The organism is Candidatus Accumulibacter sp. ACC012, assembly GCF_907163155.1.
Taxonomy (GTDB): domain Bacteria; phylum Pseudomonadota; class Gammaproteobacteria; order Burkholderiales; family Rhodocyclaceae; genus Accumulibacter; species Accumulibacter delftensis.
The window spans coordinates 39,024-65,487 of sequence record NZ_CAJQUC010000005.1; the positions used below are offsets into that span (position 1 = coordinate 39,024).

The 26,464-nt window shown below is 62.5% G+C and carries 25 protein-coding genes and 1 other RNA gene; 21 read left to right on the forward strand and 5 right to left on the reverse strand.

Translation table 11 applies throughout. The annotated features are described in order from the left end of the window. Positions 1-3 precede the first annotated feature (3 nt). The 18 genes from rnpB (at position 4) to QZ648_RS07840 (ending at position 18,514) form a co-directional block, all read left to right on the forward strand. Positions 4-377, forward strand: an RNA gene (gene rnpB, locus QZ648_RS07755) — RNase P RNA component class A. A 356-nt stretch (positions 378-733) separates the two neighbouring features. Further along, positions 734-1,180 carry a division/cell wall cluster transcriptional repressor MraZ gene (mraZ, locus tag QZ648_RS07760; RefSeq protein WP_169064857.1) on the forward strand — a complete coding sequence of 149 codons (447 nt, stop codon included), beginning with the start codon at positions 734-736 and terminating at the stop codon, positions 1,178-1,180. Next, positions 1,177-2,130 (forward strand): 16S rRNA (cytosine(1402)-N(4))-methyltransferase RsmH, encoded by a 954-nt coding sequence (rsmH, locus tag QZ648_RS07765; protein ID WP_169064858.1) that lies wholly within the window; start codon positions 1,177-1,179, stop codon positions 2,128-2,130. Before mraZ ends, rsmH begins: the two co-directional genes overlap by 4 nt. A gap of 1 nt (position 2,131) precedes the next feature. Next, on the forward strand, positions 2,132-2,410 hold the full coding sequence (gene ftsL, locus QZ648_RS07770) for a cell division protein FtsL (protein WP_169064859.1): 279 nt from the start codon (positions 2,132-2,134) through the stop codon (positions 2,408-2,410). Beyond that, entirely contained in the window at positions 2,407-4,155 is a 1,749-nt protein-coding gene (locus QZ648_RS07775) for a penicillin-binding protein 2 (RefSeq protein WP_169064860.1), read from the forward strand. Before ftsL ends, QZ648_RS07775 begins: the two co-directional genes overlap by 4 nt. A gap of 17 nt (positions 4,156-4,172) precedes the next feature. Continuing rightward, entirely contained in the window at positions 4,173-5,660 is a 1,488-nt protein-coding gene (locus tag QZ648_RS07780) for a UDP-N-acetylmuramoyl-L-alanyl-D-glutamate--2,6-diaminopimelate ligase (RefSeq protein ID WP_366144084.1), read from the forward strand. A 5-nt stretch (positions 5,661-5,665) separates the two neighbouring features. Next, entirely contained in the window at positions 5,666-7,039 is a 1,374-nt protein-coding gene (gene murF, locus QZ648_RS07785) for a UDP-N-acetylmuramoyl-tripeptide--D-alanyl-D-alanine ligase (RefSeq protein ID WP_291996691.1), read from the forward strand. Further along, complete coding sequence (gene mraY, locus QZ648_RS07790; RefSeq protein WP_291996613.1) at positions 7,039-8,127, forward strand: phospho-N-acetylmuramoyl-pentapeptide-transferase; 1,089 nt, start codon at positions 7,039-7,041, stop codon at positions 8,125-8,127. Before murF ends, mraY begins: the two co-directional genes overlap by 1 nt. 1 nt (position 8,128) lies before the next feature. Then, a complete protein-coding gene (gene murD / locus QZ648_RS07795; protein WP_291996614.1) occupies positions 8,129-9,496 on the forward strand; it encodes a UDP-N-acetylmuramoyl-L-alanine--D-glutamate ligase in 1,368 nt (455 codons plus the stop codon). Continuing rightward, positions 9,496-10,656, forward strand: coding sequence for a putative lipid II flippase FtsW (ftsW, locus tag QZ648_RS07800; protein ID WP_291996615.1), 1,161 nt, complete (start codon positions 9,496-9,498; stop codon positions 10,654-10,656). The genes murD and ftsW overlap by 1 nt, the downstream gene beginning before the upstream one ends. Continuing rightward, the gene (gene murG / locus QZ648_RS07805) at positions 10,653-11,738 is read left to right on the forward strand and encodes an undecaprenyldiphospho-muramoylpentapeptide beta-N-acetylglucosaminyltransferase (RefSeq protein WP_169064864.1); all 1,086 of its coding nucleotides are present in this window, start codon (positions 10,653-10,655) and stop codon (positions 11,736-11,738) included. Before ftsW ends, murG begins: the two co-directional genes overlap by 4 nt. Further along, positions 11,738-13,126 carry a UDP-N-acetylmuramate--L-alanine ligase gene (murC, locus tag QZ648_RS07810; RefSeq protein ID WP_291996616.1) on the forward strand — a complete coding sequence of 463 codons (1,389 nt, stop codon included), beginning with the start codon at positions 11,738-11,740 and terminating at the stop codon, positions 13,124-13,126. The genes murG and murC overlap by 1 nt, the downstream gene beginning before the upstream one ends. Position 13,127: 1 nt before the next feature. Further along, positions 13,128-14,063 carry a D-alanine--D-alanine ligase gene (locus tag QZ648_RS07815; protein WP_291996617.1) on the forward strand — a complete coding sequence of 312 codons (936 nt, stop codon included), beginning with the start codon at positions 13,128-13,130 and terminating at the stop codon, positions 14,061-14,063. Positions 14,064-14,066: 3 nt separating this feature from the next. After that, positions 14,067-14,819 (forward strand): cell division protein FtsQ/DivIB, encoded by a 753-nt coding sequence (locus QZ648_RS07820; RefSeq protein ID WP_291996618.1) that lies wholly within the window; start codon positions 14,067-14,069, stop codon positions 14,817-14,819. After that, positions 14,816-16,045: a cell division protein FtsA gene (gene ftsA / locus QZ648_RS07825; protein ID WP_291996619.1), complete on the forward strand. Its 1,230-nt coding sequence runs from the start codon at positions 14,816-14,818 to the stop codon at positions 16,043-16,045. Before QZ648_RS07820 ends, ftsA begins: the two co-directional genes overlap by 4 nt. 74 nt (positions 16,046-16,119) lie before the next feature. Next, the gene (ftsZ, locus tag QZ648_RS07830) at positions 16,120-17,295 is read left to right on the forward strand and encodes a cell division protein FtsZ (protein WP_169064868.1); all 1,176 of its coding nucleotides are present in this window, start codon (positions 16,120-16,122) and stop codon (positions 17,293-17,295) included. Between the two features lie 96 nt (positions 17,296-17,391). Continuing rightward, complete coding sequence (gene lpxC / locus QZ648_RS07835) at positions 17,392-18,321, forward strand: UDP-3-O-acyl-N-acetylglucosamine deacetylase (protein ID WP_291996620.1); 930 nt, start codon at positions 17,392-17,394, stop codon at positions 18,319-18,321. 4 nt (positions 18,322-18,325) lie between these two features. Continuing rightward, positions 18,326-18,514: a hypothetical protein gene (locus tag QZ648_RS07840; protein WP_169064869.1), complete on the forward strand. Its 189-nt coding sequence runs from the start codon at positions 18,326-18,328 to the stop codon at positions 18,512-18,514. Here the strand turns inward: QZ648_RS07840 and QZ648_RS07845 are convergent. The 3 genes from QZ648_RS07845 to QZ648_RS07855 all read right to left on the reverse strand — a co-directional run bounded on the left by QZ648_RS07845 (position 18,501) and on the right by QZ648_RS07855 (position 20,722). After that, the gene (locus QZ648_RS07845) at positions 18,501-18,938 is read right to left on the reverse strand and encodes a DciA family protein (protein WP_291996621.1); all 438 of its coding nucleotides are present in this window, start codon (positions 18,936-18,938) and stop codon (positions 18,501-18,503) included. The genes QZ648_RS07840 and QZ648_RS07845 overlap by 14 nt on opposite strands. Before the next feature lie 332 nt (positions 18,939-19,270). Next, positions 19,271-19,807, reverse strand: a complete 537-nt coding sequence (locus QZ648_RS07850; protein ID WP_169064871.1) for a dihydrofolate reductase — start codon at positions 19,805-19,807, stop codon at positions 19,271-19,273. 93 nt (positions 19,808-19,900) lie between these two features. Further along, on the reverse strand, positions 19,901-20,722 hold the full coding sequence (locus tag QZ648_RS07855) for a thymidylate synthase (protein ID WP_291996622.1): 822 nt from the start codon (positions 20,720-20,722) through the stop codon (positions 19,901-19,903). A 225-nt stretch (positions 20,723-20,947) separates the two neighbouring features. Here QZ648_RS07855 and QZ648_RS07860 point away from each other — a divergent pair, with 225 nt between their 5' ends. Then, positions 20,948-22,474, forward strand: coding sequence for a hypothetical protein (locus tag QZ648_RS07860; RefSeq protein ID WP_291996623.1), 1,527 nt, complete (start codon positions 20,948-20,950; stop codon positions 22,472-22,474). Between the two features lie 33 nt (positions 22,475-22,507). Here the strand turns inward: QZ648_RS07860 and mog are convergent, their stop codons facing one another. Both mog and yjgA read right to left on the reverse strand, forming a co-directional pair. Then, positions 22,508-23,110 carry a molybdopterin adenylyltransferase gene (gene mog, locus QZ648_RS07865; protein ID WP_291996624.1) on the reverse strand — a complete coding sequence of 201 codons (603 nt, stop codon included), beginning with the start codon at positions 23,108-23,110 and terminating at the stop codon, positions 22,508-22,510. Beyond that, on the reverse strand, positions 23,100-23,648 hold the full coding sequence (yjgA, locus tag QZ648_RS07870; protein ID WP_291996625.1) for a ribosome biogenesis factor YjgA: 549 nt from the start codon (positions 23,646-23,648) through the stop codon (positions 23,100-23,102). The genes mog and yjgA overlap by 11 nt, the downstream gene beginning before the upstream one ends. A 117-nt stretch (positions 23,649-23,765) precedes the next feature. On the opposite strand from yjgA, the gene pmbA reads away from it, so the two are divergent. Beyond that, positions 23,766-25,139: a metalloprotease PmbA gene (gene pmbA, locus QZ648_RS07875; RefSeq protein WP_169064875.1), complete on the forward strand. Its 1,374-nt coding sequence runs from the start codon at positions 23,766-23,768 to the stop codon at positions 25,137-25,139. Positions 25,140-25,289: 150 nt separating this feature from the next. After that, entirely contained in the window at positions 25,290-26,369 is a 1,080-nt protein-coding gene (locus QZ648_RS07880) for a TRAP transporter substrate-binding protein (protein ID WP_169064876.1), read from the forward strand. The last annotated feature ends 95 nt before the right edge of the window (positions 26,370-26,464 follow it).

Consider the following 26,464-nt stretch of genomic DNA (forward strand, 5'->3'; position numbering starts at 1 on the left):
CGGGAAGTCGGTCAGGCAGCCGCTGGGCAAAAGGTTAACCCCTCGCGCCGAGAGGAAAGTCCGGGCTCCGTAGAGCAGGATGCCGGTTAACGACCGGGCACCGTGAGGTGACGGAAAGTGCAACAGAGAACAGACCGCCGATGTCCGCGCTCAGCGAACCGAGAGCGGGCAGGTAAGGGTGAAACGGCGAGGTAAGAGCTCACCGCAGGCGTGGTAACACGGCTGGCACGGCAAACCCCATCTGGAGCAAGGCCAAATAGGGAAGCACGGGCGTGGCTCGCGCTGCTTCCGGGTAGGCTGCTTGAGCGTGCTGGTAACAGTACGTCTAGAGGAATGGCTGTCCACGACAGAACCCGGCTTATCGATCGGCTTCCCACCTTTCTTCCCGCCTGACAGGCTGTTTTCGCGGCCGCTATTTCAACAATCCCCCCTCCATTTGCCTCCCTTTGGCCGCCAGTCGGCCGCGTCTAGCGCGCTTAAGGCGTGCGCAGGGCCGGTTTAGCCGCGCTTCTTGAGAAATCACTTTAACTACAGGAATGGCGCCATTGTTTTATAAAAACAATGCGCCTCTTGATGTGCTTCAGAAGTCGTCTATAAGTCCTTGTAGCTATTGAGAAAAGCACTGAAAGAGACCTTGCTTTCGTGCCAGCTTTGTCTTAAAGTGGGGACAAGTAGTAGAAAGTGGGAAATATTGCGGTGATCTCGGAAAGATTGCAGGGGAAGAGTTGGGGTGATGTTTCAGGGTGCGGCGGCGTTGAGTCTCGATGTGAAGGGCAGGCTGGCTATTCCGGTACGTCATCGGGAGGCTTTGGCCGCGGCTGCTGACGGCCGTCTGGTGCTCACGGCGCACCCGCATCGTTGCTTGCTCCTCTATCCAGAGCCGGCCTGGGAACCGATTCGCGACAAGGTTCTGGCTGCGTCGAGCATGAATCTGCAATCGGCCGCCATCAAACGCCTGTTGGTCGGTAATGCGCGCGAAGAAACGATGGACGCGGCAGGTCGCCTGCTTGTCGCTCCCGAGTTGCGTCAGTTCGCGGCGCTCGAAAAACAGGTCTGGCTGGTCGGGCAGGGGAGTCATTTCGAAATCTGGTCCGACCTCGGCTGGCAGGAACAGCAGGAAGCGGTCTTTGCCCTCAGCGACCAGTGTCTGCCGCCGGGGCTTGAGGATCTTGCGCTGTGAGCTTGTCGGCGCAGCATCAGACGGTCTTGCTGCGGGAGGCGGTTGCCGCCCTGGCGATAAAACCCGCCGGAACCTATGTCGATGGCACTTTTGGTCGTGGCGGACACAGCCGGGCGATCCTCGAAAGGCTGGGGCCGGACGGTCGCCTGCTGGCTCTCGATCGCGACCTGGAGGCGGTGCTGCCGGCGCGAGAGATTCAGGATCGCAGGCTGCTGGTCATGCACCAGCGCTTCGGCGAGTTGAGCGAAGCCTTGCGCCTGGCGGGAATCGACATCGCGGAAGGCGTCGATGGCGTGCTTCTCGATATTGGCGTCTCGTCGCCACAGCTTGATCAAGGGGAGCGGGGTTTCAGCTTCCGTTACGACGCAGCGCTGGATATGCGGATGGACACGACGCAAGGGGAAACCGCAGCGCAATGGTTGCAGCGGGCCAGCGTGCAGGAAATTACGGAGGTTATCAGGAATTATGGGGAAGAACGGTTTGCTGTCCAGATTGCAAAGAAGGTTGTGGCTGTTCGGGGAGAGCGGCCGCTTGCAACCACGGGCGAGCTCGCAGCCCTTGTACGCGAAGCCGTGCGGACCCGCGAGCCTGGCAAGGACGCGGCGACGCGTACCTTTCAAGCTCTACGGATTCATATCAATCAAGAACTCGAACAACTCACGCTAGTGCTGCCGCAGGCAATGACAGTCCTCAAACCGGGAGGGCGGCTGGTGGTGATCAGCTTCCACTCGCTCGAAGACCGGATCGTCAAACGCTTCATGCGCGACGGCGCCGCGCCCGAGCAGCTGCTGTCTACGAAGCTGCCCTTGCGTGCGGTCGATCTGCCGCAGCCGGAGCTGCGCCTGGTCGGCAAGCCGCTCAAGGCCAACGAAGAAGAGGTCGCTGCCAACCCGAGGGCGCGCAGCGCCGTCATGCGCGTCGCCGAAAAGCTCGCCCGGAAGGCGGCTTGAAATGGTGCGCCTGAATCTGCTTCTCCTCCTGGTGGTGATGCTCTGTAGCCTGGGCGTGGTGACTTCGCAACACAAGGCGCGGCAGCTCTTTCAGGAGCTTGACGTCCAGCACGAGCGTACACGCCAGCTCGAGGTCGAGTTGGGGCAGTTGCAACTTGAACTGTCGACCTGGGGAACGGCGCCGCGAATCGAGAAAATCGCCGTCGAGAAGCTCGGTATGCGCACCCCTGACGCCGAGACTCTGCTTCCCACGGCACCGATTGGAGGCGCGTCGCGATGATGCGCTTCAAGGCAAAAGTGTCCCACAAATTCGCCGAGAGCCCTTTGCTGGAGCTGCGCCTGCCCGCCTGGCGGTCGCGGCTGATGGCTTTGCTGATTCTCTTTTCCTTTGTCGTTCTGATCGGCCGTGCGTTCTACCTGCAAATACTCGACACCGATTTCTTGCAGGAGAAGGGCGAGTCACGCTACCGGCGTGACATCGAAATCACCGCCTCACGCGGACGCATTGCCGACCGCCATGGCGACGTGCTGGCCATTTCGACGCCGATGCGGTCGATCTGGGCAGTCCCGCCGGCGGTACAGTTAAGCGCCGAGCAGACGCAGCAACTGGCCGCGCTGCTGGAGACCGACGCGCAGGCGCTGACCCGCAAGCTGACGACTGATAAGCCCTTCGTCTTCCTTCGCCGCCAGATTCCACCGCCGGTGGCTGCGCAGGTGGCTGCGCTCAAGCTGCCTGGCATCGGTCAGGACCAGGAGTATCGCCGCTTCTACCCGACTGGCGAGATGACCGCGCACATGGTCGGTTTCACCGGGGTCGACGACAAGGGACTCGAAGGCGCTGAGCTGGCCTTCCATGGGAAATTGTTGGGCACGCCGGGCAGCCGTAGCGTGATCAAGGACCGGCGCGGCCAGATCGTGGAAGACGTCGGCTCTATCAAGCCGCCGCAGGACGGCGAAGATATCAACCTGGCCCTGGATTCCAAGGTACAGTACCTGGTTTATAGTCAGCTCAAGCAGGCCATTGCCGACAGCAAGGCAAAAGCTGGCGGTGCCGTTGTCCTCGACGCCAGGACCGGTGAAATCCTGGCCCTGGCGAACTGGCCGACCTATAACCCGAACAATCGTACGAGTCTTTCCGGCGCCCAGTTGCGCAACCGTGCCTTGACCGATACCTTCGAGCCCGGTTCGACCCTGAAGCCATTTACCATTGCCTTGGCAATGGAGACTGGGAAAGTCCGCTTCGACACGCCGATCAACTGCGCGCCTGGTCGTCTGCGCATCGGCGGTGCGACGATTTCCGATACTCATCGCTACGGCGTGCTGAGCGTTGCCGAGGTCATCCAGAAGTCGTCGAACGTCGGAGCGTCCAAAATCGCGGCCATGCTTCCGGCGAAAACGATGTGGGATATGTTTGACAGCGTCGGTTTCGGGCAGGTGCCGAGTCTCGGTTTTCCGGGCGAGGTCAGCGGTCGACTGCGTCCCTGGAAGACCTGGCGGCCCATCGAGCAGGCGACGATGTCCTTCGGCCATGGCATTTCGGTATCCCTGATTCAGTTGGCGCGCGCCTATACGGTTTTTGCGCGTGATGGCGATCTGGCGCCGCTCTCGCTCACCCGCGTTGCTTCCGCGCGGCCGCGTGGCGAGCAAGTATTCAGCCCGCAGACGGCGCGGGAGGTGCGCGCCATGCTCGAAATGGCTGTGCGGCCCGGCGGAACGGCTCCCAGGGCGCAGATCCCGGGTTATCGTGTGGCCGGCAAAACCGGTACCGCGCGCAAGCTTGAAGGCGGTCGCTACACAACCAAGAAATACGTCGCGTCCTTCGTCGGCTTTGCGCCGGCCTCGGATCCGCGGCTGGTCGTTGCCGTGATGATCGACGAGCCGCGCGGCAAATACTATGGTGGCGAAGTGGCGGCGCCGGTTTTTGCGGCGGTGATGGCCGGTACCTTGCGGACCCTCGGCATCGCACCGGATGCGCCGCTGGAGGTTGCGCAGAGCGGCAAGCCAGCGACCAAGGCCAGGTTGTGAGCCGGACGGATGCCCTTGTGACGGCCGACACGACCGCCCGCGATATGCTGGCGCAGTTGGCGGCGCTTGGCGTGCTGCCCAGCGGCGCCAGCGACGACAGCCGCCAGGTCAGTGCTGGCGATCTCTTTCTCGCCTATCCTGGCGACCTGGCCGATGGCCGCAAACATATTGCCGCGGCTATCGCCGCGGGCGCTTGCGCTGTCCTCTGGGAGGCGGGTGCGGCTACGGACGATTTTGCCTGGAACGCCGACTGGCGGGTCGCCAATTTGCCGGTGCAGGGTTTGCGGTCACTGTGTGGGCCGCTGGCGGAGGCTGTTTACGGGCGGCCGAGTGAGCGGCTGTCGCTAATCGCGGTTACCGGCACCAATGGCAAGACCACCGTGACGCAATGGCTTGCCGCTTGCCACCCGCGCCGCTGCGCAATCATCGGCACCTTGGGCGCCGGCTTCCCCGGCCAGTTGCTCGATACCGGCTTCACGACACCCGAAGCGACGACCCTGATGCGCTCCCTGGCGCGCTTTGCCGACGACCAGGCTCAGGCCTGCGCGCTGGAAGCCAGTTCGATCGGCATTGCCGAAGGTCGCCTCGACGGCGCCCGCGTCGATATCGCCGTATTCACCAATCTGACGCGCGATCATCTCGACTATCACGGCAGTTTCGAGGCTTACGCACAGGCCAAGGCAGCACTCTTTACCTGGCCCAGGCTGCGCCTGGCGGTGTGCAATCTCGACGACCCTTTCGGGCGCCGGCTGGCGGCGCTCAGTTCGGCCACCAAAGTGGTCGCTTACACCCAGCAGGACAGCCCCGACGGTCGACAGGGAACGATTCGTGCCGAAGAGATCGAGGAAAGCATCGACGGTTTGCGCTTCCGGCTCTGTGCTCCGAACGGGCGCGCGATGGTCGAAACCGGCCTGCTCGGTCGCTACAACGTCTCCAATCTCCTCGCTGTTGCCGCTGTCCTGATCGATGCCGGCTTGACGCCGAAAGCCGTCGCCGAACGCTTCGCGCAGTTGCCCTCGCCAGCCGGTCGTCTGGAGAAGATCGGCGGCCGCAACGAACCGCTGGTCGTCGTCGATTACGCCCACACCCCCGATGCCCTGGACAGCGCACTGGGCGCCTTGCGGGCGGTGGCGACAGCTCGTGGTGCCCGCCTGATCGTCATTTTTGGCTGCGGTGGCGATCGCGACCGCGGCAAGCGACCGCTGATGGGAGCGATCGCCACAGCGCGCGCCGATCATGTCGTGTTGACCAGTGACAACCCGCGTGGCGAAGATGCGCAGACGATTATCAACGAGATTCGCGTCGCGGCACCGGCTGCCGAAGTCGTTGTCGATCGCGGCGAGGCGATCGAGCGCACCCTCCTTGCCGCGCACCCCGCGGATGTGGTGTTGATTGCCGGCAAGGGGCACGAGTCGTATCAGGAGATCTGTGGTCTGCGGCGGCCGTTTTCCGACGCCCTGCAAGCGCGTGCCGCACTCACTGCTCGTCAGGAGATGGCCGAATGAGCGTGATGATGGATCTCCTGGCCGTTGCGCGCGCAACCGACGGCCAACTCCTTGGCGAGAATGTCCAGTTCTGCGGGCTGTCGACCGACAGCCGAAGCAGCGCAGCCGGCGAGCTTTTTCTTGCCTTGCGCGGCGACAATTTCGACGGTCACCACTACCTGGCCGCCGCCAAGGCCCGCGGCGCGGTCGCCGCAGTGGTCGCCGCCGATGCCGTCGATGGGTTGCAGGACCTCGCTCTGCCCTTGGTTAAGGTGGCTGAAACACGCTTGTCACTTGGCGCCCTGGCCGCGGATTGGCGCGGCCGTTTCACCCTGCCGTTGATTGCCGTCACCGGCAGCAATGGCAAGACGACGACCAAGGAAATGATCGCCAGCATCCTGAAAGTCGCCTACGGCGATGCGCTGCTGGTCACCCAGGGCAACTACAACAACGACATCGGCTTGCCCCTTACCTTGCTGCGGCTGCAGGCCGGCCATCGTGCGGCAGTCATCGAGATGGGCATGAATCATCCTGGTGAGATTGCCTATCTGGCGGGAATTGCGCACCCCAGCGTCGCCGTGGTGACCAACGCGCAGCGTGCGCATCTCGAGGGAATGGGCTCGCTCGAAGCGATCGCCGCCGAAAAAGGCAGTATCTATTCGGGACTTGACGAGAGTGGCATCGCCGTGTTCTGCGCCGACGACCAATGGGCGGAACTCTGGCGCAGTCAGAGTCGCGCCCTGCGGATGATGACTTTCGGCTTCGAAAAGGCAGCAGACGTCCGCGGTCGCTTCTATCTGCACGGTCTCGAAAGCCGGCTCAGCGTCGCAGCTGCCGGCGACGAGGTCGAGATTGTGCTGGCCCTGCCCGGGCAGCACAACGCCCGCAACGCGCTGGCCGCCGCCACCGCCTGCCTCGCCGCCGGAGTTCCGCTGGCCGCGGTGCAGGCCGGCCTGAGCGCTTTTCACGGTCTCAAGGGGCGGCTGCAAAGGCGCCTGGCCGTGCACGGTGCGCTACTCCTCGACGACACTTACAACGCCAATCCCGACTCGGTCCGCGCCGGCATCGACGTGCTCGCGGCAACCATCGGGCACAGCGTACTGGTCCTCGGCGACATGGGCGAGATCGGCGCGATGAGCGGCCAGTTTCACGACGAAATCGGCGGCTATGCCAAGAGCCAGGGGATCGATCGTCTATTCACCCTCGGTGAGGCGAGCGCTCTCGCGGCGCACAATTTCGGCAGCGGCGGCGAGCACTACCAGAACCTCGACAGACTGATCGCCGCCCTGATCGCCGAGCTGAACCCGGAAACCACAGTCCTGGTCAAGGGCTCGCGCTTCATGCGCATGGAGCGGGTGGCCGACGCCATTGCCTTGCCAGCGATTGCGGAGGGCGGCTGATGTTGCTGCTCCTCGCCCAATGGCTGGCGCAGGATGTGCGCGCTTTCAACGTTTTCGGCTACATCACCCTGCGCGCCGTCCTCGCGGCGATGACGGCGTTGATCATTTCCTTCCTGGCCGGGCCGTCGCTGATCCGCTGGCTGGCAGCCAAGAAAATTGGTCAGGCGGTGCGCCAGGACGGTCCGCAGACCCACCTCGTGAAGTCGGGAACACCGACCATGGGGGGGGCGCTGATCGTCCTCGCGATCTGTTTTACGACGCTGCTCTGGAGTGACCTCAGCAATCGCTATGTGTGGGTGGTGCTGATCGTCACCGTCGGCTTCGCCGGCATCGGCTGGTATGACGACTGGCAAAAAGTGGTCAACCGCGATCCGCGCGGGCTGGCTTCACGCTGGAAGTACTTTTGGCAATCGGCGCTTGGCTTGCTGGTAGCCCTCTACCTTGGCCTCAGCGCCAGCGGTCCGGAACAGTTGCAGCTGATCGTGCCATTCTTCAAGACGGTGGCCTATCCGCTGGGAATCATTGGCTTCATCGTCCTCAGCTACCTGGTCGTCGTCGGCACCAGCAATGCAGTGAACCTCACCGATGGCCTCGACGGGCTGGCGATCATGCCGGCGGTAATGATCGCTGCGGCCCTGGCCATCTTCGCCTACGTGGCCGGAAACTCGGTCTATGCGCGCTATCTATTACTGCCCTACGTTCCGGGTGCTGGTGAACTGGCCATTTTTCTCGGCGCCATGGTCGGTGCCGGGCTCGGCTTTCTGTGGTTCAACGCCTACCCGGCTGAAGTGTTCATGGGCGACGTCGGCGCGCTGGCGCTTGGCGCAGCTCTCGGCTCAGTGGCGATCATCGTCCGCCAGGAAATCGTGCTGGCGATCATGGGCGGCGTCTTCGTCGCCGAAACACTGTCGGTGGCCGCACAGGTCATTTACTACAAGCTGAGCGGCGGCCGAAGGATCTTCCGCATGGCACCGCTGCATCACCATTTCGAACTCGGCGGCTGGAAAGAAACTCAGGTCGTCGTGCGCTTCTGGATCATCACCATCATGCTGGTGTTGATCGGCTTGTCCAGCCTGAAGCTGCGCTGAGATGGAACTTCAGGGGAAACTGGTGCTCGTCATCGGCCTTGGCGAAAGCGGCTTGGCGATGGCCCGCTGGCTGCACCGGCAGGGCGCCCGCGTACGTGTCGCCGACAGCCGTAGCGCACCGCCGCAGGCCGACGCGCTACGCGCCGCTGTGCCCACAGCGCTCCTCTTCGCCGGGCCGTTCTCGGCCGCGGCCTTCGCGGGTGTCGAACTGATCGCCATTTCCCCTGGCGTTCCGGTACAGGAGCTGCTGCTTCAGGACGCTGTTGCGCACGCCATTCCCCTGGTCTCCGAAATCGAGCTCTTTGCCTGGGCGGTGCATCGCCTGACTCCGCAAGCTGCGCTGATTGCCATTACCGGTAGCAATGGCAAGACGACCACCACCACCCTGGTCGGCGCCCTGTGCCGGGCCGCAGGCCGGCGTACCGCCGTCGCCGGAAATATCGGCCCGGCGGCTCTTGATGCCTTGATGACGGCCATCGATGGCGACGACTTGCCGGCGGTCTGGGTCCTCGAGCTGTCGAGTTTTCAGCTCGAAACGACGCACACTCTGGCCGCCGATGCGGCGACCGTACTCAATATCAGCGAAGACCACCTCGACCGCTACAATGGCCTCGACGACTATAGCGCTGCCAAGCTGCGTGTCTTTCAGGGGTGCGGCGTGATGGTCGTCAATCGCGATGATCCGCGCAGCCTGGCGGCCGCACGCAGTGACCGTCGTTGCGTTAGCTTCGGCCTCGGTGCCCCGGCGCAGGCCAGTGAATACGGAATCGCCGATGACTGCCTGGTGCGTGGTGAGGAGAAACTGATCGCGCTCCGGGAACTGCAGCTCGTGGGCCGTCATAATGCGACCAACGCCCTGGCCGCACTGGCCTTGTGCGAGGCGATCGGTATCGATCCGCAGGCCGTAGTGCCAGCCCTGGCCGCCTTTACGGGTCTGGCGCACCGCGTCGAGCGGATTGCGGAGATCAAGGGGGTCCGCTATTTCGACGACTCCAAGGGAACCAACGTCGGCGCCACCCTCGCCGCGATCGAGGGCCTGGGCTGCAAGCTGGCCATCATTCTCGGTGGCGATGGCAAAGGGCAGGACTTTTCGCCGCTCCGTCCAGCGCTTGACCGGCATGCCCGTGCGATCGCCCTGATCGGGCGCGATGCGCCGCTAATCGCTGCGCTGCTGGCCGGCTCCCAGGTGCCGCTGCGGCGCTGCCTGGATATGCCCGAAGCCGTTAACTGGTGTGCCGCGCAGGCGCAACGCGGCGACGCCGTTCTGCTCTCGCCGGCGTGTGCCAGCATGGACATGTACCGCAACTACGCGCATCGCGCGGCAGCTTTTGCCGACGCCGTTCGTGGCCTCGAAGGCGAGGCAGCCTGATGTTGAGCACCTTCGATACGCCCCGCCGCCTGCCTTCCGAGATCGACCTGGCGCTCCTGTGGGGCACCTTGATCCTGCTGCTGATCGGCATGGTGATGGTCTACTCGGCGTCGATGGCGACCGCCGAAGCTGCCCGCGGCACGGGCCATCAGCCGGCCTACTACCTTGTTCGCCATGCCATTTTTCTGATCATCGGGCTACTCGCCGCCGCCATCGCTTTTCAGGTGCCGATGACCAGTTGGCAGCAGTGGTCCCCGTGGCTCTTTGTCGGCGGCTGCCTGCTCCTGGCCCTGGTACTGATCCCCGGTGTGGGCCGCGAGGTCAACGGCGCGCAGCGTTGGCTTCCTCTTGGCATCGTCAACCTGCAGCCTTCCGAGTTGATGAAACTTTGCGCCGTCCTCTACGCGGCCGACTACACGGTGCGCAAGATGCCGCACATGCACAATCTCAAGAAAGCTTTTCTGCCGATGGCTTGCGCCATGGTTGCCGTTGGCGTGCTGCTGCTCAAGGAACCCGACTTCGGCGCCTTCGTGGTGATCATCTCGGTTGCTTTCAGCATTCTCTTTCTCGGTGGCATGCGGGCGCGCCTGTTCGTCGTCCTGATCATCGTCCTGGCCGCAGCTTTTGCGGCGCTGATCATCTTCTCGCCTTACCGTCGTGACCGCATTTTCGGATTCATGGACCCCTGGGCAGACGCCTTCGGCCGTGGCTATCAACTGTCGCACTCGCTGATCGCCTTCGGCCGTGGCGAGTTGTTCGGCGTCGGCCTCGGGGCCAGCGTCGAAAAGCTGTTCTACCTGCCCGAAGCGCATACCGACTTCCTGCTTGCGGTGATCGCCGAAGAACTTGGATTCGTTGGCGTACTGGTGATCATCGTTCTCTTCGGGCTAATCGTTCAACGCGCTTTCGCCATCGGTCGCCAGTCGGTCGCCCTCGAGCGTCTGTATTCGGCGCTGGTCGCACAGGGAATCGGCGTCTGGATTGGTGTTCAAGCCTTCATCAACATGGGGGTCAACTGCGGTCTGCTGCCGACCAAAGGACTGACCCTGCCGTTGATGAGCTTTGGTGGCTCGGGGATCCTGGCCAATTGCCTGGCGGTGGCGGTGCTGCTCCGGATCGATTGGGAGAATCGTCAGCTGATGCGCGGGGTCGAGGTATGAACGCACCGGCTGTGAATGCTGCGGCGACCAACAAGACCCTGCTGGTCATGGCCGGAGGTACGGGTGGGCACGTCTTCCCGGGCCTGGCGGTGGCCGACCTGCTCAGCAGCCGCCACTGGAAAGTGGTCTGGATGGGCGCACCGGGGAGCATGGAAGCCAAGCTCGTGCCCGCGCGTGGTTACGAAATGGCCGAGGTCCGTTTTGCCGCCCTGCGTGGCAAGGGCCTGTTGCGCAAGATACTCCTTCCCTTTCATCTATTCTCGGCGTGCTGGCAGGCGCAGCGCGAGCTTCGCCGCGTGCAGCCCGACGTCGTCCTCGGGATGGGCGGTTACATCAGCTTCCCCGGCGGCTTGATGGCTGCCCTGTTGCGCTATCCGCTGGTGATTCACGAGCAGAACTCCGTCGCTGGCCTGGCCAACAGGGTGCTCGCCAGCTTCGCCGACCGGGTGGCCTGCGGTTTTCCGGATGTCCTGCCGAAGGGAGTCTGGGTCGGCAACCCCTTACGTGCGGAAATGAGCGCCGGGCCGGCGCCGGCAGTGCGCCTCGCGGGCCGCCAGCCACCCTTGCATCTGCTGGTCCTCGGTGGCAGCCTGGGTGCCGCGGCGCTTAACGAAATCGTTCCCAAGGGCCTGGCGCTGATCGACGCTGCGGCGCGGCCCGAAGTGCGTCATCAGGCCGGCGAAAAACATCTCGCGCAGCTACAGGAGAATTACCGCGTCGCCGGAGTGCAGGCCAACTGTGCGGCCTTCATCGAAGATATGGCCGCCGCTTACCAATGGGCTGACCTGGTGCTCTGTCGGGCCGGCGCGCTAACCGTTGCCGAGCTGGCAGCAAGCGGCGTAGCGAGCGTCCTGGTACCGTTTCCGCATGCCGTCGACGACCACCAGACGGCCAACGCCCGCTTTCTTTCGCTGGCTGGCGCTGCCATGCTCCTACCGCAGAGCGAGTTGACGCCGGAAGCCATCAGCCTGCTGTGTAAATACGCCCCTGCTCAGCTCGAGCAAATGGCCGCGAAGGCGCGTCAACTGGCCAAGCCAGCGGCGACCGCAGACGTTGCACGCATGTGCGAGGAACTGGTTTAGTGAAGCATAAAGTCAAGAGTATTCATTTCGTCGGCATCGGCGGCGCCGGTATGAGCGGCATTGCCGAAGTGCTGGCCAATCTCGGTTTCACAATCAGCGGCTCCGATCTCGCCGAAAACTCGGTCACCCGGCGCCTGGCCGGACTCGGCGTGCGCACCGTGCTTGGCCACGCTGCCGAGAACATCACTGGCGCCGACGCGGTGGTCGTGTCGTCGGCGGTGAAGGAGGATAATCCGGAGGTTATTGCCGCACGGCAACGCAAGGTGCCCGTCGTGCCGCGGGCGCAGATGCTCGCCGAGTTGATGCGGTTGAAGCAGGGAATCGCCGTTGCCGGAACACACGGCAAGACAACCACCACCAGCCTGACGGCGTCGATTTTGGCCGAGGGCGGCATGGACCCCACTTTCGTCATCGGTGGCCGCCTCAACGCTGCCGGCGCCAACGCTCGCCTCGGCTCCGGCGAATTCCTGGTGGCCGAAGCCGACGAGTCCGACGCCTCATTCCTGTTTCTTTCGCCGGTTATTTCGATTGTCACCAATATCGACGCCGATCACATGGAAACCTATGGCCACGACTTCAATCGCCTGAAGCAGGCCTTCGTCGATTTCCTGCAACGCCTGCCGTTCTACGGCGTTGCCGTGCTCTGCGCCGATGACGCCAATGTCCGCGAAATCATGCCCCTGGTGAGCAAGCAGATCGTCACCTACGGTTTCGAATCGTCAGCCAACGTGTACGCCGAGAATGTGGTCGCCGACAACGGCCAGATGCACTTCGATTGCGTTCGCGTCAATGGCAATATCAGCCGTTTTCCAGTGACCGTCAACTTGCCGGGCCGGCATAACGTTCTCAACGCCCTGGCGGCGATTGCGGTGGCCAGCGAACTTGGCCTTGCCGACCAGGCGATTGTCAAGGCGCTGACCGACTTCACCGGGGTTGACCGCCGCTTCCAGCGTTACGGCGAGATCGGCCTGCCTGGTGGCGGTTCCTTCAGCCTGGTCGATGACTACGGTCATCACCCGGTCGAGATGCGGGCAACGATCGCCGCCGCCCGCGGTGCCTTTCCTGGTCGTCGCCTGCTGCTGGCTTTTCAGCCGCATCGCTACACCCGCACGCGCGACTGCTTCGAGGATTTTGTGAGTGTACTGAGCCGCGTCGATGCGCTCCTGTTGACCGAGGTCTATGCCGCCGGCGAACAGGCGATTGTCGCTGCCGACGGTCGCGCGCTGGCGCGCGCCTTGCGTGTCGGAGGAAAACTCGAACCGGTCTTTGTTGACCAGGTCGGCAACCTGCCGCAGGCGATTGTCGACCTCGCCCGCGACGGCGACGTGGTGATGACCATGGGCGCTGGTTCGATCGGCGGCGTCGCCGGCAAGCTGGTGGGTGGCTAGGATGACGACCCTGGATGCGCAAGATTTCGGTAAAGTGGCCGTTCTCTTCGGCGGCCGTTCGGCGGAGCGCGAAGTCTCCTTGAACAGCGGTTCGCGGGTGCTCGCAGCCTTGTGCCGGCAGGGGGTCGATGCGCAGGCTTTCGATCCGGCCACGCGCCCACTCGACGATCTGGCCGCCTTCGACCGCGCTTTCATTGCCCTGCATGGACGCTATGGTGAAGACGGGACGATCCAGGGGGTTCTCGAATTGATGGAAATTCCCTACACCGGCAGTGGCGTGATGGCTTCGGCGATCGGTATGGACAAGTGGCGCAGCAAAATGCTCTGGCATGCTGCTGGCGTGCCGATTCCCGACTACGTGATGTTGGCGGCGGATAGCGATTATCCTGCCGTCGAAGCGTCGCTGGGTTTGCCCTTGTTCGTCAAGCCGGCCTGCGAGGGTTCGTCGATCGGCATCAGCAAGGTCAAGCAGGCGGGCGACCTGGCCGCGGCGTACGCCGAAGCGGCGCGGCACGATTCCCTGGTGATCGCCGAACGTGCCATTCTTGGCGGCGAGTACACGGTCGCCATTCTTGGCGACCAGGCGTTGCCGATCATCAAGATAGAGCCGAGTACCGAGTTTTACGACTACGAGGCCAAGTATCTGCGCGACGACACGGCTTACCGTTGTCCTTGCGGTCTGCCGGAAAGTCTGCAGCGAGCGCTTGGCGCCCAGGCCTTGCATGCCTTCCGCATTCTTGGTGGCCGCGGCTGGGGACGGGTCGACTTCCTGATGGATGCGGCGACCGCAGACGGGACGTGCAAGGCCTATTTTCTCGAAGTTAACACCTCGCCCGGAATGACCGATCACTCGCTGGTGCCGATGGCGGCGCGCGCGGCCGGAATTTCTTACGACGAACTGGTGCTTCGCGTCCTTGCACTAGCTGCCCTGGGATGAGCGATGTGGCACAAACCGCAATTGATGACTGCCCTTGCCGACCTGCTCTTGCTGGCAGCCGGCGCCGCCTTGCTGGTTGCGGCAGTGATCTGGGGTGCGCCGCGGATGCGGCTGATTCCAGTCAACGAGCTGCAGGTGATGCACGAGTTGCAGTCGGTTCAGCGCAGCGAATTGGAGGAGTCACTCGAATCTCTGCTGGCCAGCAGTTTCTTCACCGTCAATCTGGAAGCTCTGCGGCTGGCGCTCGAGCAATTGCCCTGGGTGCGGCGAGCAGAGGTGTGGCGGAAATGGCCGGCGCGTATCGATGTCCGTATCGAGGAACATCAGGCCGTTGCGCACTGGGGCGAGGGGAACGGCGAGTTGGTCAATACCTTCGGCGAAGTCTTTCCCGCCTCTTTGCCCGACGAGCAGCGTCTGCCGCGGTTCTTCGGGCCAAGCGGGTCGGCGGGCGACATGCTGCGCCGCCACGAGGAGTTTGCCCGGCTCCTGCAGCCGATCGGTCAGCAGCCGGTACAAGTGGCTTTGTCGCCACGCCTGGCCTGGGCGCTGGCACTGGAGGACGGAATGTTGGTTGAGCTCGGTCGCGAGCAGGCGAAGGCGCCGATCCGGATGCGTCTGCAGCGTTTTGTCGACTACTACCCAACCCTGTCGGAAACCCGCCACGGGCGGCCGTTGGCGGTGGACATGCGGTATCCCAACGGCTTCGCATTGCGCCTTCCGGCCACTGCGGGTCACGAAGTCAAAGGAAAGAAATGAGCAGGGATAGCAAAGATCTGATCGTCGGTCTCGACATCGGCACCTCTAAGATCGTGGCGCTGGTCGCCGAACTCACCCCGGAAGGGCGGGTGAACGTGATCGGCATGGGCCAGCAGGAGTCGCGAGGGCTCAAGAAGGGGGTGGTGGTCAACATCGAGGAGACCGTGGCGACCATTTCGCGCGTCCTGCAGGAGGTCGAACTGATGGCCGATTGCAAGGTGCGCGACGTCTATACGGGGATCGCCGGCAGCCACATCCGCAGCTTCAATTCGAACGGAATGGTGGCCATCAAGGACCGTGAAGTGACGCCGATGGACGTCGAGCGGGTCATCGAAACGGCGCGTGCGATGCCGATTCCGGCCGATCAGGAAATCCTCCACATCCTGACGCAGGAGTTCATTATCGACGACCAGGATGGCATCCGCGAGCCGATCGGCATGAGCGGGTTTCGCCTCGAAGTCAAGGTGCACATCGTCACCGGAGCGGTCTCGGCGGCTCAGAACATTATCAAGTGCGTCCGTCGCTGTGGTCTGGAAGTCAACGACTTGGTGCTGCAGCCGCTGGCTTCGAGTTGCGCCGTGCTCTCGGAGGACGAAAAGGATCTCGGCATCTGCCTGATCGACATCGGCGGTGGTACGACCGATCTGGCGGTCTGGACGCAGGGTGCAATCCGTCATACCTCGGTAATCCCGATCGCCGGCGACCAGGTGACCAACGACATTGCCATGGCCTTGCGCACGCCGACGCGCGAGGCGGAAGACATCAAGCGTCGCTTCGGCTGTGCTCTGGCAGACCTCGCCGACCCGGAAGATACGATCGACGTTATCGGTGTCGACGACCGCCCTTCGCGCAAGCTTTCCCGTCGCGCCCTGGCGGATGTCATCCAGCCGCGTGTCGAGGAACTCTTCGAACTGATCCAGGCCGAGCTTCGCCGTTCGGGGTTCGAGGACGTGCTGTCATCAGGCATCGTGCTCACCGGCGGCGCCTCGGTGATGCCGGGCATGATCGAACTCGGCGAGGAGATTTTTCACATGCCCGTCCGCTTGGGCATCCCAAAGTACCAGGGAGCACTCGCCGACGTCGTCCAGAGTCCGCGCTTTGCGACCGCTTGCGGCCTTCTGCTCGAGGCGCAGACGCAGCGCAAGCGGGGCTTGAAGGTGCGTGAAACGAGAGACGTGAAACAGGTTTTCGGGCGCATGCGCTCGTGGTTTGAAAAGAACTTCTGACCCGCGAGCTCTCCGGTGTCAGGCCATTAGCAACTTTCAGCAGTAAAAATAAGCTTTTTGCAGAGGAGACGATAATGTTTGAAATCATCGATAAGGAAGAACTGGGCGGGGAACGCGATACGGTGATCAAGGTCATCGGTATCGGCGGTGCCGGTGGCAATGCCGTCGATCACATGATCCGCGAAGGCGTCAATGGCGTCGACTTCATCGCCGCCAATACCGACTCGCAGGCGCTCAACCGCAGCGTTGCCGTGCAGCGCCTGCAATTGGGCAAGACCGGTCTTGGCGCGGGCGCCAAGCCGGAGGCCGGGCGTAGTGCTGCCGAGGAAGAGCGCGAGGCCATCGCCGCATCGCTGGCCGGTGCTCACATGGTTTTCATTACCGCAGGCATGGGCGGCGGCACAGGTACCGGCGCCGCACCGATCGTCGCCGAGGTGGCACGCGAACTCGGCGTCCTCACCGTCGCCGTGGTGACCAAGCCCTTCGGCTTCGAAGGAAAGCGTCTGAAAATTGCTGAAGCGGGTATCGCCGAACTGCAGAAGCACGTGGATTCGCTGATTGTCATTCTCAATGACCGTTTGATGGACGTTCTCGGCGATGACGTTTCCATGGACGATGCCTTCAAGGCAGCCGACAATGTCTTGCGTAACGCGGTTGGCGGCATTGCCGAAATCATCAATTTCCCGGGACTGGTCAACGTCGACTTCGAGGATGTGCGCACGGTGATGGGCGAAATGGGCATGGCGATGATGGGCTCGGCCAGCGCTGCCGGTGTCGACCGGGCGCGGATTGCTGCCGAAAGAGCGGTCGCTTCGCCTTTGCTCGAGGGAGTCAACCTCTCGGGGGCCAAGGGCGTACTGGTGAATATCACGGCCACCCGTTCGCTGAAGATGAAGGAAGTCAACGAGGTCATGAACACGGTTCGCGCCTTCGCTGCTGACGACGCGCACATCATCTTCGGTGCGGTCTATGACGAAAGTATCGACGACGAGATTCGCGTGACGGTGGTGGCCACCGGCCTGGGTCAGGCGCAGGCGAAAAGGCAGAGCTTTGAAGTGATCAACAGCTCGGTGACCCTGGCGACCGGTACTGACGGCCGTTACGCGCACGGGCAGAGTGTCGACTATTCGAGCCTTGACCAGACGCCAGCGGTGTTTCGCAAAGGGCGTAGCGCGACCGTCGAAGCCTTGGCCAACAGTGGTGTGGATCGTTGGGATATTCCGGCCTTTCTCAGAAAACAGGCCGACTGAAGCCAGCCCTGCACTAACTCCTCTGCCGGGATCGGCGCGTTTCAAGGCAGTTCCGACTGTGTTAAAATGCGCCGATTCCATCGGTTTTTCAAGTACATGCTAAAGCAGCGAACACTCAAGTCCGTAGTCCGCGCCGCTGGCGTCGGCCTCCATTCGGGCGTCAAGGTAAATATGAGCCTGCGGCCGGCTGCGCCTGCGACAGGCATCGTTTTTCGACGTCTCGATCTCGATCCGGTCGTCGATCTGCCGGCCTCGGCCTTGCTCGTAGGCGACACGCGCATGTGTTCCTGCCTGGAAGTCGACGGCGCCAAGGTGGGCACCATCGAACACCTGATGTCGGCATTCGCCGGTCTCGGCATCGACAACGCCTTTGTCGATCTGGATGCCGCCGAAGTCCCAATTCTTGACGGTTCGGCGTCGCCGTTTGTCTTCCTGATTCAGTCGGCGGGGATCGAAGAGCAAGCGGTCGCCAAGAAATTCATTCGCGTCACGCGTCCGATTGAAGTCCGCGATAGCGACCAGTCCGGTGAGAAGTGGGCGCGTTTCGAGCCTTATGACGGCTTTCGCCTGACTTTCTCGATTGGTTTCAATCATCCAGCGATTGACCGCACCGGGCAGTCGGTGTGCATTGATTTCGCCGACAACTCCTACGCTCGCGAAGTCGCGCGAGCGCGAACCTTCGGTTTCATGCAGGAGGTGGAGTGGTTGCGCGAGAACGGCCTGGCGCAAGGAGGCGGGCTGGAAAACGCCGTCGTACTCGATGAGTACCGCGTCCTGAATGCCGATGGACTGCGCTACAGCGACGAGTTCGTGAAGCACAAGGTTCTCGACGCCATCGGCGATTTGTACCTGCTCGGGCAGCCGCTTTTGGCGTCATTTGTCGCCCACAAGTCAGGGCACGCACTGAACAACGCGCTGGCTCGGCAATTGCTGGCCACTCCGGATGCCTGGGAATACGTCAGTTTCGAAAACGCTGGCCTCGCTCCGCCGTCGCTTTCACGCTGGCTGGCCTTGCCGGCGTTCTGACGAGGTGTGGTTGCTGCGTCTGCTGGCGGTCCTGACGGTGATTACCGTTGCCAGCGGGGTGCTGATCTTTTTGTTTACGCGAGACGCGCGCTACCTGCATTTCGCCTGGCGTCTTTTTCGCTACGCGCTGATCGTCGCCTTGCTGGTATTCGCGCTTCTGATCCTCGAACGCGTGGCGGTCATTCCTCTCTAGCGGCGTGCGCCAGCAGATGTTCGAGCGCAGAGCGCAAAGACGACGCCGCCGGCAGCGAGTCGCTCAATGCCGTCAAGCGCTGGCTGGTCCTGGCGCTGAGCGGCTTTTGCTCCGCCGCGCGGGCCGCCGCGGGGCGGGCGCGAGCTTGGACTTTCACCTGAAGCCCCCTACACTCCACGCCCCGCTGCAAAAATTCATCGACCAGTGTCGGCGCCATCTGGCGTAGCTTGGTCGCCACGGCGCCGCTGCTGGCGTGGATAAGTACGATCCCCGACTTGTAATTGGCCAAGCTGCTTGCCTGGCCAAGATGTGGCGGCGCGATCTCTTGAAATAATCCCGCCAGCCTGGCCAGGAGTCTGGCGTGTGCCAAGACCTTGCCAGCCCCTTCGGGTCCATCAAGATAGCTGTGCAGTGAGTCCGTCATCGGGAATTTCTGGGAGAGGCAAGGCGTGCATCTTATTCTCGTCGCCAACCGTCTGGCAACCGCCAAGACCTTGACACCCGTAGTCTGGTGACGTAGCTGGTACTTTTCCCCCGCGGAACAAGGGCTACGGTCATGACTTCGATGATCTGGCGTATCTCGACAGGTGATGACTGTTAAGGCGATTTCTGTCAAAGAACATATCACCCTGCTTGTCTTTTCGCCCGTCTTCTGTATTACGACACAGGTACGTAGTTCGACTATGCGCCTGTTGTCGCGCCTTGAAGCCGACCGAAAATCCGACGCAATCTGGTACGTTCGTTTCCGGCAATCGCCTAACGACGTTCGTAGACGACGAAGTCGAAGGCGGGGGTACTCGCTGCGGTCGCCTGCTCGTCGCTGCCAGGCCCTTGGCAAGAGTCCTTGGCAGATGGCTTCCCCGCGCGACGCGAGATCTCGCGCCACTCGTCAGGCGGAAGGTCCGGGAAGTAGCTGTCTCCCGGACAGTCCGCGGCGACTTCGGTCAAGTAGAGCCGACCGGCCAGCGCCAGAGTCTGTCGATAGAGGTCGGCGCCACCGATGACGAAGGTCTCGCTGGCGTCGCCCGCGAGGCGAATGGCCTCCTCGATTGAGCCGGCCCGTGTTGCCCCGCTGGCAAGGTAAGCCGGATTGCGGCTGACGACGATATTGTGCCGCCTTGGCAACGGTCGAAACGCTGCCGGCAGCGACTCCCAGGTCTTTCGGCCCATGATCACGGTCTTGTCGCGGGTTGTTTCGCGAAAGTGTTTCATGTCTTCAGGCAGTTGCCAAAGTAATTGTTGCTGCCTGCCAATGGCGCCGTTTCTGGCAACGGCAGCGATCAGTACGATCATTTCCAGCCTCTCCGAAGGCGCCCCTGGCAGCGGCTGTCGGCGGCTATGCCAGCGGTCGGCATGCAGTAGCAGCAGTCGCTACGCTGCATCGGATTAGACCGCGACCGGCGCCGCGATGTGCGGATGCGGATCGTAGCCTTCGAGGCTGAAGTCCTGAAAACGGAAGGCGAAGATGTCGTCGATGTCAGGATTCAGTCGCATCGTCGGCAAGGCTCGCGTCGCACGCGTCAGTTGCAGTTGCGCCTGCTCGACGTGATTGCTGTAGAGGTGCGCGTCGCCGAAGGTATGCACAAAGTCGCCCGCTTGATAACCGCAGACCTGCGCCAGCATCAGGGTGAGAAGTGCGTACGAGGCGATGTTGAACGGGACGCCAAGGAAGATGTCGGCGCTGCGCTGGTAGAGCTGGCAGGAAAGCTTGGCGCGCTGGTCGCGGTCAGTTGGCCCGGCGGGCGCGACGTAGAACTGGAAGAAGGCGTGGCACGGCGGTAGCGCCATGCGCTCGACGTCGGCTGGATTCCAGGCGCTGACCAGATGGCGGCGCGAATCAGGCTTGTTTTTCAGATTCTCCACGAGCACTGCGATCTGGTCGATTTCGCCTCCCTGCGGGCTTTGCCAGTGACGCCACTGATGGCCGTAGACCGGGCCGAGATCGCCATTCGCGTCCGCCCATTCGTCCCAGATGCGGACGCCGTTCTCGCGCAGATAACGGATATTGGTGTCACCCTGCAGGAACCAAAGCAACTCGTGGATGATCGACGGCAGATGCAATTTCTTGGTCGTCACCGCCGGGAAACCGGCGCTGAGGTCAAAGCGCATCTGCCAGCCGAACACCGAGAGCGTACCTGTGCCGGTGCGGTCTGCCTTGAGCGTGCCCTGTTCGAGAACATGGCGCATCAGGTGGAGATACTGCTGCATGGTTTGAGCCTGTCGTTGATCCAGGCCGAATTGTAGAGTAATCGACCGCCGGGCGCAGTCCGCTGCCGACGCCGCTCGATTGCCCAGCGTGCTTCGCGCGACGCCGAGGAATCGGCTTGGCGGCAAGCGGGCGTCATTCGGCAGACGTTCGACCTCGTCCTGGATTACTGGTTTACAATTCGCGCTCCAACGGCAGTCATCCGCGATGAGGCTTCACGTTCCATAATGTTCAATTTCTTTGCGAAACGTTCAGATCATCCACTGGCTGACAGCAAGGAGCTGAAGCGAATTCTTGCCGAGTTGCACGTCGATAGGCCGGCAAAAGCCGTCGACGAAGTGAGCGGATGGTTCGATTCGCTCCAGCACAGCGAGAGCTTCCGCGTTGACCAGTATTTCGATGTGCTCCGCCAGCTTGATGAGGCGGCGCAGCGGCACCTGTTGGCTGTGGCTCGCGACTACCTGCTGTCAGAACGCCTGACGAAACGGGAAGAAGAGCGGCTGTGGACGCGCAGCCACGGCTATTGGAGCCAGGTCGCGACCCTGTACACCGACTGCATCGAACGCGCCCAGCGGGATCCCAAGAGCAACGCTGGCGACGCCTTCAAGGCCTTCCTGCCGCTGGCGCTTGTACGCGCGCAGGCGGCACGCCGCAATCAACTCAAGTGGTTGGCGTTTCGCTACGGTTCCGGTGCAGAAGACCTCTGGCAGGCGCTCGGCACAACCTATCTGGTGGCCGAAACTACGACTAACGCTCAGAAGCCGCTACAGCTCTATCCGGCGCGGCAAGGGCTGAGCACCGTGGCGGAGCAATACCTGCATGCAATTGTCTTCTTTGCCTCTTCGATGGATAGCTTGATGCCCGTGCAGATCGAGCTCGCTGACCGCCTGATTGCGCATTGCCTGCCGCACTTTGTTCTCCTCCCTAATTGTCGGCCGGACAGCGTCTATTGGGTCGATGCGGAAGCCGGCGCGCCACCGCTGCGACTGGCCCGTCACCCTGGTGTGAGCAGGCGTGGCTTGCGCTTCTTCTCCCCGGGAACGGCGCTGGCGGCGCTCGAAGGGCTGCTGCATCGGGTCGAGCACGGTGAGATTCCGTCCGACATCAACCTTGGCGGTGAGTACGCGCCGCGTGCGCTGTTGCCGGTACTTCGCCATCTGCGTCTGTATTGGGGCAAGTGCCCGCCACAGCGCCGCCATACGCGGCATGCGGTGAAAACGCGAATGCTCGTCCTGTATGGCTTTGATGACAGCTACTCGCTGTTCTCGGGAGCCGTGCCGCGCCCCGAGAATGAAGTAGCGATGGACAGCTGGGTGGTCGAGAACGTCAGCCTTGGCGGATTTCGTGCGCAGATTGACCATTCGGCGACGGAGCGCATCAACATCGGTGCACTGCTGTGCGTCCAGCCGGAGGGTGGCGACAACTGGATGCTAGGTGTCGCCAGGCGCTTCACCAGGCAGGGTCCTGACGACGCCTATTTGGGCGTGCAGGTACTCTCTCGGCAGGCGCTGAGCATTGAATTGCGGCCGCGGCGCAGCGGTTTTTCGGCGGCGGTGGCTATCCCGGGTATTTGGTTGCAGGATGGTAGGGAAACCGGAATCCTGCGCATCGTCTTGCCGCTGGCGGGCTTTAATGTCCGTGAAACGCTGGAGTTCAGCCATCAGGGCCAGCGCCGGACGCTGATTCCGATGGAGCTGGAGGAGGTCGGCAGCGAGTACGAGATTGCTTGCTTTCGCGAGCAATCAGCGACCTGAAGGCTAGAAGACCTGGGGGGCGGCTCCTTGCCGCTAGCCTTGGGGGGCCGTTGGCCGCAGCGCTGATTTCGGTCGAAAAGCCTTGACCACCTGCGCGACGGTTTCGACGTAGGGGCCGCCAAGCAGATCGATGCAGTAGGGGACGGCAGCGAAAATGCCGTTCACCACGACCGTGCCATCGGCCGCTTTCACTCCCTCAAGGGTTTCCCGGATCGACTTCGGTTGCCCGGGCAGATTGAGGATCAGGGCCTTGCCACGAACGACACCCAGCTGACGCGAAAGGATGGCCGTCGGCACGAAGTTCAGGCTGATGCGGCGCATTTCCTCGCCGAAGCCGGGCATCAGCTTGTCGGCGACGGCGAGGGTGGCTTCCGGGGTGACGTCGCGTGGCGCCGGACCGGTACCGCCGGTGGTCAGCACCAGATGGCAGCCAAGCTCATCAACCAGCTCCTTCAATGTTTCTTCGATGCGTGCCTGCTCGTCAACGATCAGGCGTCTTTCGCTTCGCCACGGGCTGGCAAGTGCCCGGCCGAACCATTCTTCGAGCGCCGGGATTCCCTGATCGGCATAGACGCCCTGCGCGGCGCGGTCGCTGATCGACAGCAGTCCAATCCGCAGTTGATCATCATTGATCATGCCCATCCTTTCCGGTGGCGCGGTCGTCGAGGATTTCCAGCCCTTTGAGGAACTGGAAAATGGCGCGGTAATTACGCGGCGACTTGCTTTGCTCCTGCTCGCTCAAGGCGGCGCGTCGCAGCGAGCGGAGACGCTGCAGATCCACCGCTGGGTAGGTCTCGGCAATTCCGAACAGCACCGCTTCGTCAGCCAGCAAGGCCGTTCGCAGGCGCTCGATACGGTGCAGCCTGCCTGTTTCCTCGGCCGAATCGCCACGCAGCGCAGCCAGCGCCTTGCGGATCGGTTCCGGGTCTTCGATATCGCGCATTACCCGGCCGATGTATTGCAGCTGTCGCCGTCGTGCCTCGTCGTGTCGGGTCATACGCTGTGCCGTACGGACGGCGGCGCGCAGATCCTCCGGGAGGTCGATTTTCTTTAGCCGATCGGGCGCCAGGTCCACCAGTTCCTCGCCGACGGCCTGTAATTCCTCCATGGCCCGCTTGCGCTGCGTTTTTGATGGCGGACCGGCTTCTTCTTCGTCTTCTTCGGGGGGGATCATCGGCGGCAGAGGGGGCTTTCCTGGTGTCGGTTGGGGAGAGGGACGTATCCAGACGCCGGAACGGACGGTCTGCGCGGAGCTGCTATGATAGCGACTTTTGCCTTTGGCCACCGCCCCATGTCCCCTCCCACCACCGCCGCCGCTCGCGAATCGCGGTTCAGCTACCGTTTCGAAACTCTGCAGCAGTTGGCGCGTGACGTTCTCGCGCATGCCGAAAAGAGCGGCGCAAGTGCTTGTGAGGTCGATGTTTCCGATGGCTTCGGTCAGTCGGTGACGGCTCGCCGTGGAGAGGTCGAAACCATCGAATACAACCGCGACAAGGCGATTGCCGTCGCCATCTATCTTGGTCAGCGAAAAGGCCAGGCGAGCACTTCCGATTTTTCAGCGACGGCTTTGCGTGAGACGGTCGAGGCGGCGCTGAACATCGCCCGCTTTACGGCTGCCGATCCCTCCGCCGGTCTGCCCGACGCGCGCCTGCTGGCCATCGACAGCGAGCGCCTGCCGGATCTCGATCTCTATCATCCCTGGTTGCTCTCGGTCGAAGCCGCCGTCGACCTGGCCAAGCGCTGCGAAGCTGCCGCCTTCGCCGTCGACCCGCGACTGAGTAATTCGGAGGGCGCGACGGTGTCCAGTCAGGAAGGGCATTTCGTGTCTGCCAACAGTCTTGGTTTCATCGGCGGCTATCCGACTTCGCGGCATTACCTGTCGTGTTCGATGATCGCCGGCAAAGATGGAAACATGCAGCGCGACGACTGGTACGCGATGGCCCGCGATGCGCAGGCCATTGGGTCGCCGGAGCTGATTGGCGAGCGCGCCGCCCAGCGCGCCCTGGCGCGGCTTGGTGCGCGCAAGATCAAGACCTGCAAGGTGCCGGTGATTTTCGAGGCGCCGCTTGCCTCGTCGCTGATTGGCAACTTTGTGCACGCAGTCAGCGGCGGCAGCCTGTACCGCAAGACCTCCTTCCTGGTCGATAGCCTGGGTAAGCGCGTGTTCGCCAGAAAGGTACAGATCAGCGAGCGACCCCATCTCGCGCGTGGCCTGGCCAGTGGCTATTTCGATAGTGACGGCGTCGCGACCAAGGATCGTGAAGTGATTGTTGACGGCCAGCTGCAGGGCTATTTCCTGAGCGCCTACACGGCGCGCAAGCTGTCGATGCAGACCACCGGCAACGCCGGTGGCAGTCACAATCTCATCGTTCATCCCGGCAAGCGGGATTTGCCTGGCCTGCTCAAGAAGATGGGCCGTGGCTTGCTGGTGACCGAGTTGCTCGGCCATGGCGTCAACTATGTTACCGGCGACTATTCGCGCGGCGCTGCCGGCTTCTGGGTCGAGGGCGGCGAGATTGTCCATCCGGTAGAGGAGATCACCATCGCCGGCAACCTTCGCGACATGTTCAGAAACGTGGCCGGCGTAGGCAACGATGTTCTGGTGCGCGGCTCGAAGCAGGTCGGGTCGCTGCTCATCGAGCAGATGAAGGTGGCTGGCGCCTAGCTTTTTCCGCGCTACGAATTTCTCTGGCCAGCTGCGCGACGGGCGCGCGGCCGGCCGCGGAGGCTCGGAAAATGCGTATTCCCAGGCAGACTGCTTTCGCTATAATCTGCGGGCAACTCGTGTAAAAAAACCAAAATAGGAGACAAGACTGTGGAAAGACGTTCGTTTTTGAAGAATGCGGGTGTCGGCCTGGCGGCCGGTACCGTGGCCATGCCGGCGATTGCTCAGAATGCACCAACCATCCGCTGGCGTCTGGCGTCCAGCTTCCCGAAAAGCCTGGATACCATTTATGGTGGTGCCGAGTTCATGGCTAAGCGGGTCGCCGAAGCCACTGGTGGCAAGTTTCAGATTCAGGTTTTCGCCGGTGGTGAAATCGTCCCCGGCCCGGCAGTCTTCGACGCCGTCAAGGACAACACTGTCGAAATGGCGCACACCGCGTCGTACTACTTTTTCGGCAAGGATCCGACCTACGCCTTTGACTGCGCGATTCCTTTCGGCATGACCAACCGTCAGCTCGACGCCTGGATGCGTTACGGTAACGGCAGCACGTTGATGGGCGAGCTCTACGGGAAGTCGAATATCGTTCCGATTCCCTGTGGCAACACCGGTGCGCAAATGGGCGGCTGGTTCCGCAAGGAGGTCAAGACGGTTGCCGACATCAATGGCCTGAAGATCCGTATTGGTGGCTTTGCTGGTGAGGTGTTGAGCAAACTGGGCGCCGTGCCGCAGCAGATTCCGGGTGGCGATATCTATCCATCTCTGGAGAAGGGCACCATTGACGCGGCCGAATGGATTGGCCCCTACGATGACCAGAAGCTGGGCTTCAACAAGGTTGCCAAGTACTACTACTACCCGGGGTGGTGGGAGGGCGGGCCGCAGCTGTCGGTTTACGTCAATAGCGCCAAGTACGCCGAGCTGCCGAAAGAGTACAAGGCAATCCTGCATATGGCCTGTGCCGATGCGCACGTGGACATGATGGCCAAGTACGACGCCAAGAACCCGACGGCGTTGAAGCAACTGGTCGGCTCCGGTACGCAGTTGCGGCAGTATCCGAAAGTGATCATGGATGCTGCGTACAAGGCGGCCATGGAACTCTATGCGGAGACGTCCAAGGCGAATCCCGGCTTCAAGAAAGTCTATGACGACTACGCGAAGTTCCAGGCCGACCAGAACCTCTGGTTCGGGATTGCCGAAGGTGCCTACGTGAGCTACATGAACACCAAGCGCTAATTTCAGACTTCAGACTTCGTCCGTAGAGGGCCGCTTGGCGGCCCTCGCGATGAAGAAAAGGAAGCGGAGGCCAATGGCCTCCGTTTCCTTTTCGG

Bases quoted from the DNA above. Each gene is read 5' to 3' on its own strand.
- mraZ (WP_169064857.1), top strand. From the start codon at position 734: ATGTTTCAGGGTGCGGCGGCGTTGAGTCTCGATGTGAAGGGCAGGCTG.
- ftsL (WP_169064859.1), top strand. From the start codon at position 2,132: ATGGTGCGCCTGAATCTGCTTCTCCTCCTGGTGGTGATGCTCTGTAGC.
- QZ648_RS07775 (WP_169064860.1), top strand. From the start codon at position 2,407: ATGATGCGCTTCAAGGCAAAAGTGTCCCACAAATTCGCCGAGAGCCCT.
- murF (WP_291996691.1), top strand. From the start codon at position 5,666: ATGATGGATCTCCTGGCCGTTGCGCGCGCAACCGACGGCCAACTCCTT.
- mraY (WP_291996613.1), top strand. From the start codon at position 7,039: ATGTTGCTGCTCCTCGCCCAATGGCTGGCGCAGGATGTGCGCGCTTTC.
- murD (WP_291996614.1), top strand. From the start codon at position 8,129: ATGGAACTTCAGGGGAAACTGGTGCTCGTCATCGGCCTTGGCGAAAGC.
- ftsW (WP_291996615.1), top strand. From the start codon at position 9,496: ATGTTGAGCACCTTCGATACGCCCCGCCGCCTGCCTTCCGAGATCGAC.
- murG (WP_169064864.1), top strand. From the start codon at position 10,653: ATGAACGCACCGGCTGTGAATGCTGCGGCGACCAACAAGACCCTGCTG.
- QZ648_RS07815 (WP_291996617.1), top strand. From the start codon at position 13,128: ATGACGACCCTGGATGCGCAAGATTTCGGTAAAGTGGCCGTTCTCTTC.
- QZ648_RS07820 (WP_291996618.1), top strand. From the start codon at position 14,067: ATGTGGCACAAACCGCAATTGATGACTGCCCTTGCCGACCTGCTCTTG.
- ftsA (WP_291996619.1), top strand. From the start codon at position 14,816: ATGAGCAGGGATAGCAAAGATCTGATCGTCGGTCTCGACATCGGCACC.
- ftsZ (WP_169064868.1), top strand. From the start codon at position 16,120: ATGTTTGAAATCATCGATAAGGAAGAACTGGGCGGGGAACGCGATACG.
- lpxC (WP_291996620.1), top strand. From the start codon at position 17,392: ATGCTAAAGCAGCGAACACTCAAGTCCGTAGTCCGCGCCGCTGGCGTC.
- QZ648_RS07845 (WP_291996621.1), bottom strand. From the start codon at position 18,938: ATGACGGACTCACTGCACAGCTATCTTGATGGACCCGAAGGGGCTGGC.
- QZ648_RS07850 (WP_169064871.1), bottom strand. From the start codon at position 19,807: ATGATCGTACTGATCGCTGCCGTTGCCAGAAACGGCGCCATTGGCAGG.
- QZ648_RS07855 (WP_291996622.1), bottom strand. From the start codon at position 20,722: ATGCAGCAGTATCTCCACCTGATGCGCCATGTTCTCGAACAGGGCACG.
- QZ648_RS07860 (WP_291996623.1), top strand. From the start codon at position 20,948: ATGTTCAATTTCTTTGCGAAACGTTCAGATCATCCACTGGCTGACAGC.
- mog (WP_291996624.1), bottom strand. From the start codon at position 23,110: ATGATCAATGATGATCAACTGCGGATTGGACTGCTGTCGATCAGCGAC.
- yjgA (WP_291996625.1), bottom strand. From the start codon at position 23,648: ATGATCCCCCCCGAAGAAGACGAAGAAGAAGCCGGTCCGCCATCAAAA.
- pmbA (WP_169064875.1), top strand. From the start codon at position 23,766: ATGTCCCCTCCCACCACCGCCGCCGCTCGCGAATCGCGGTTCAGCTAC.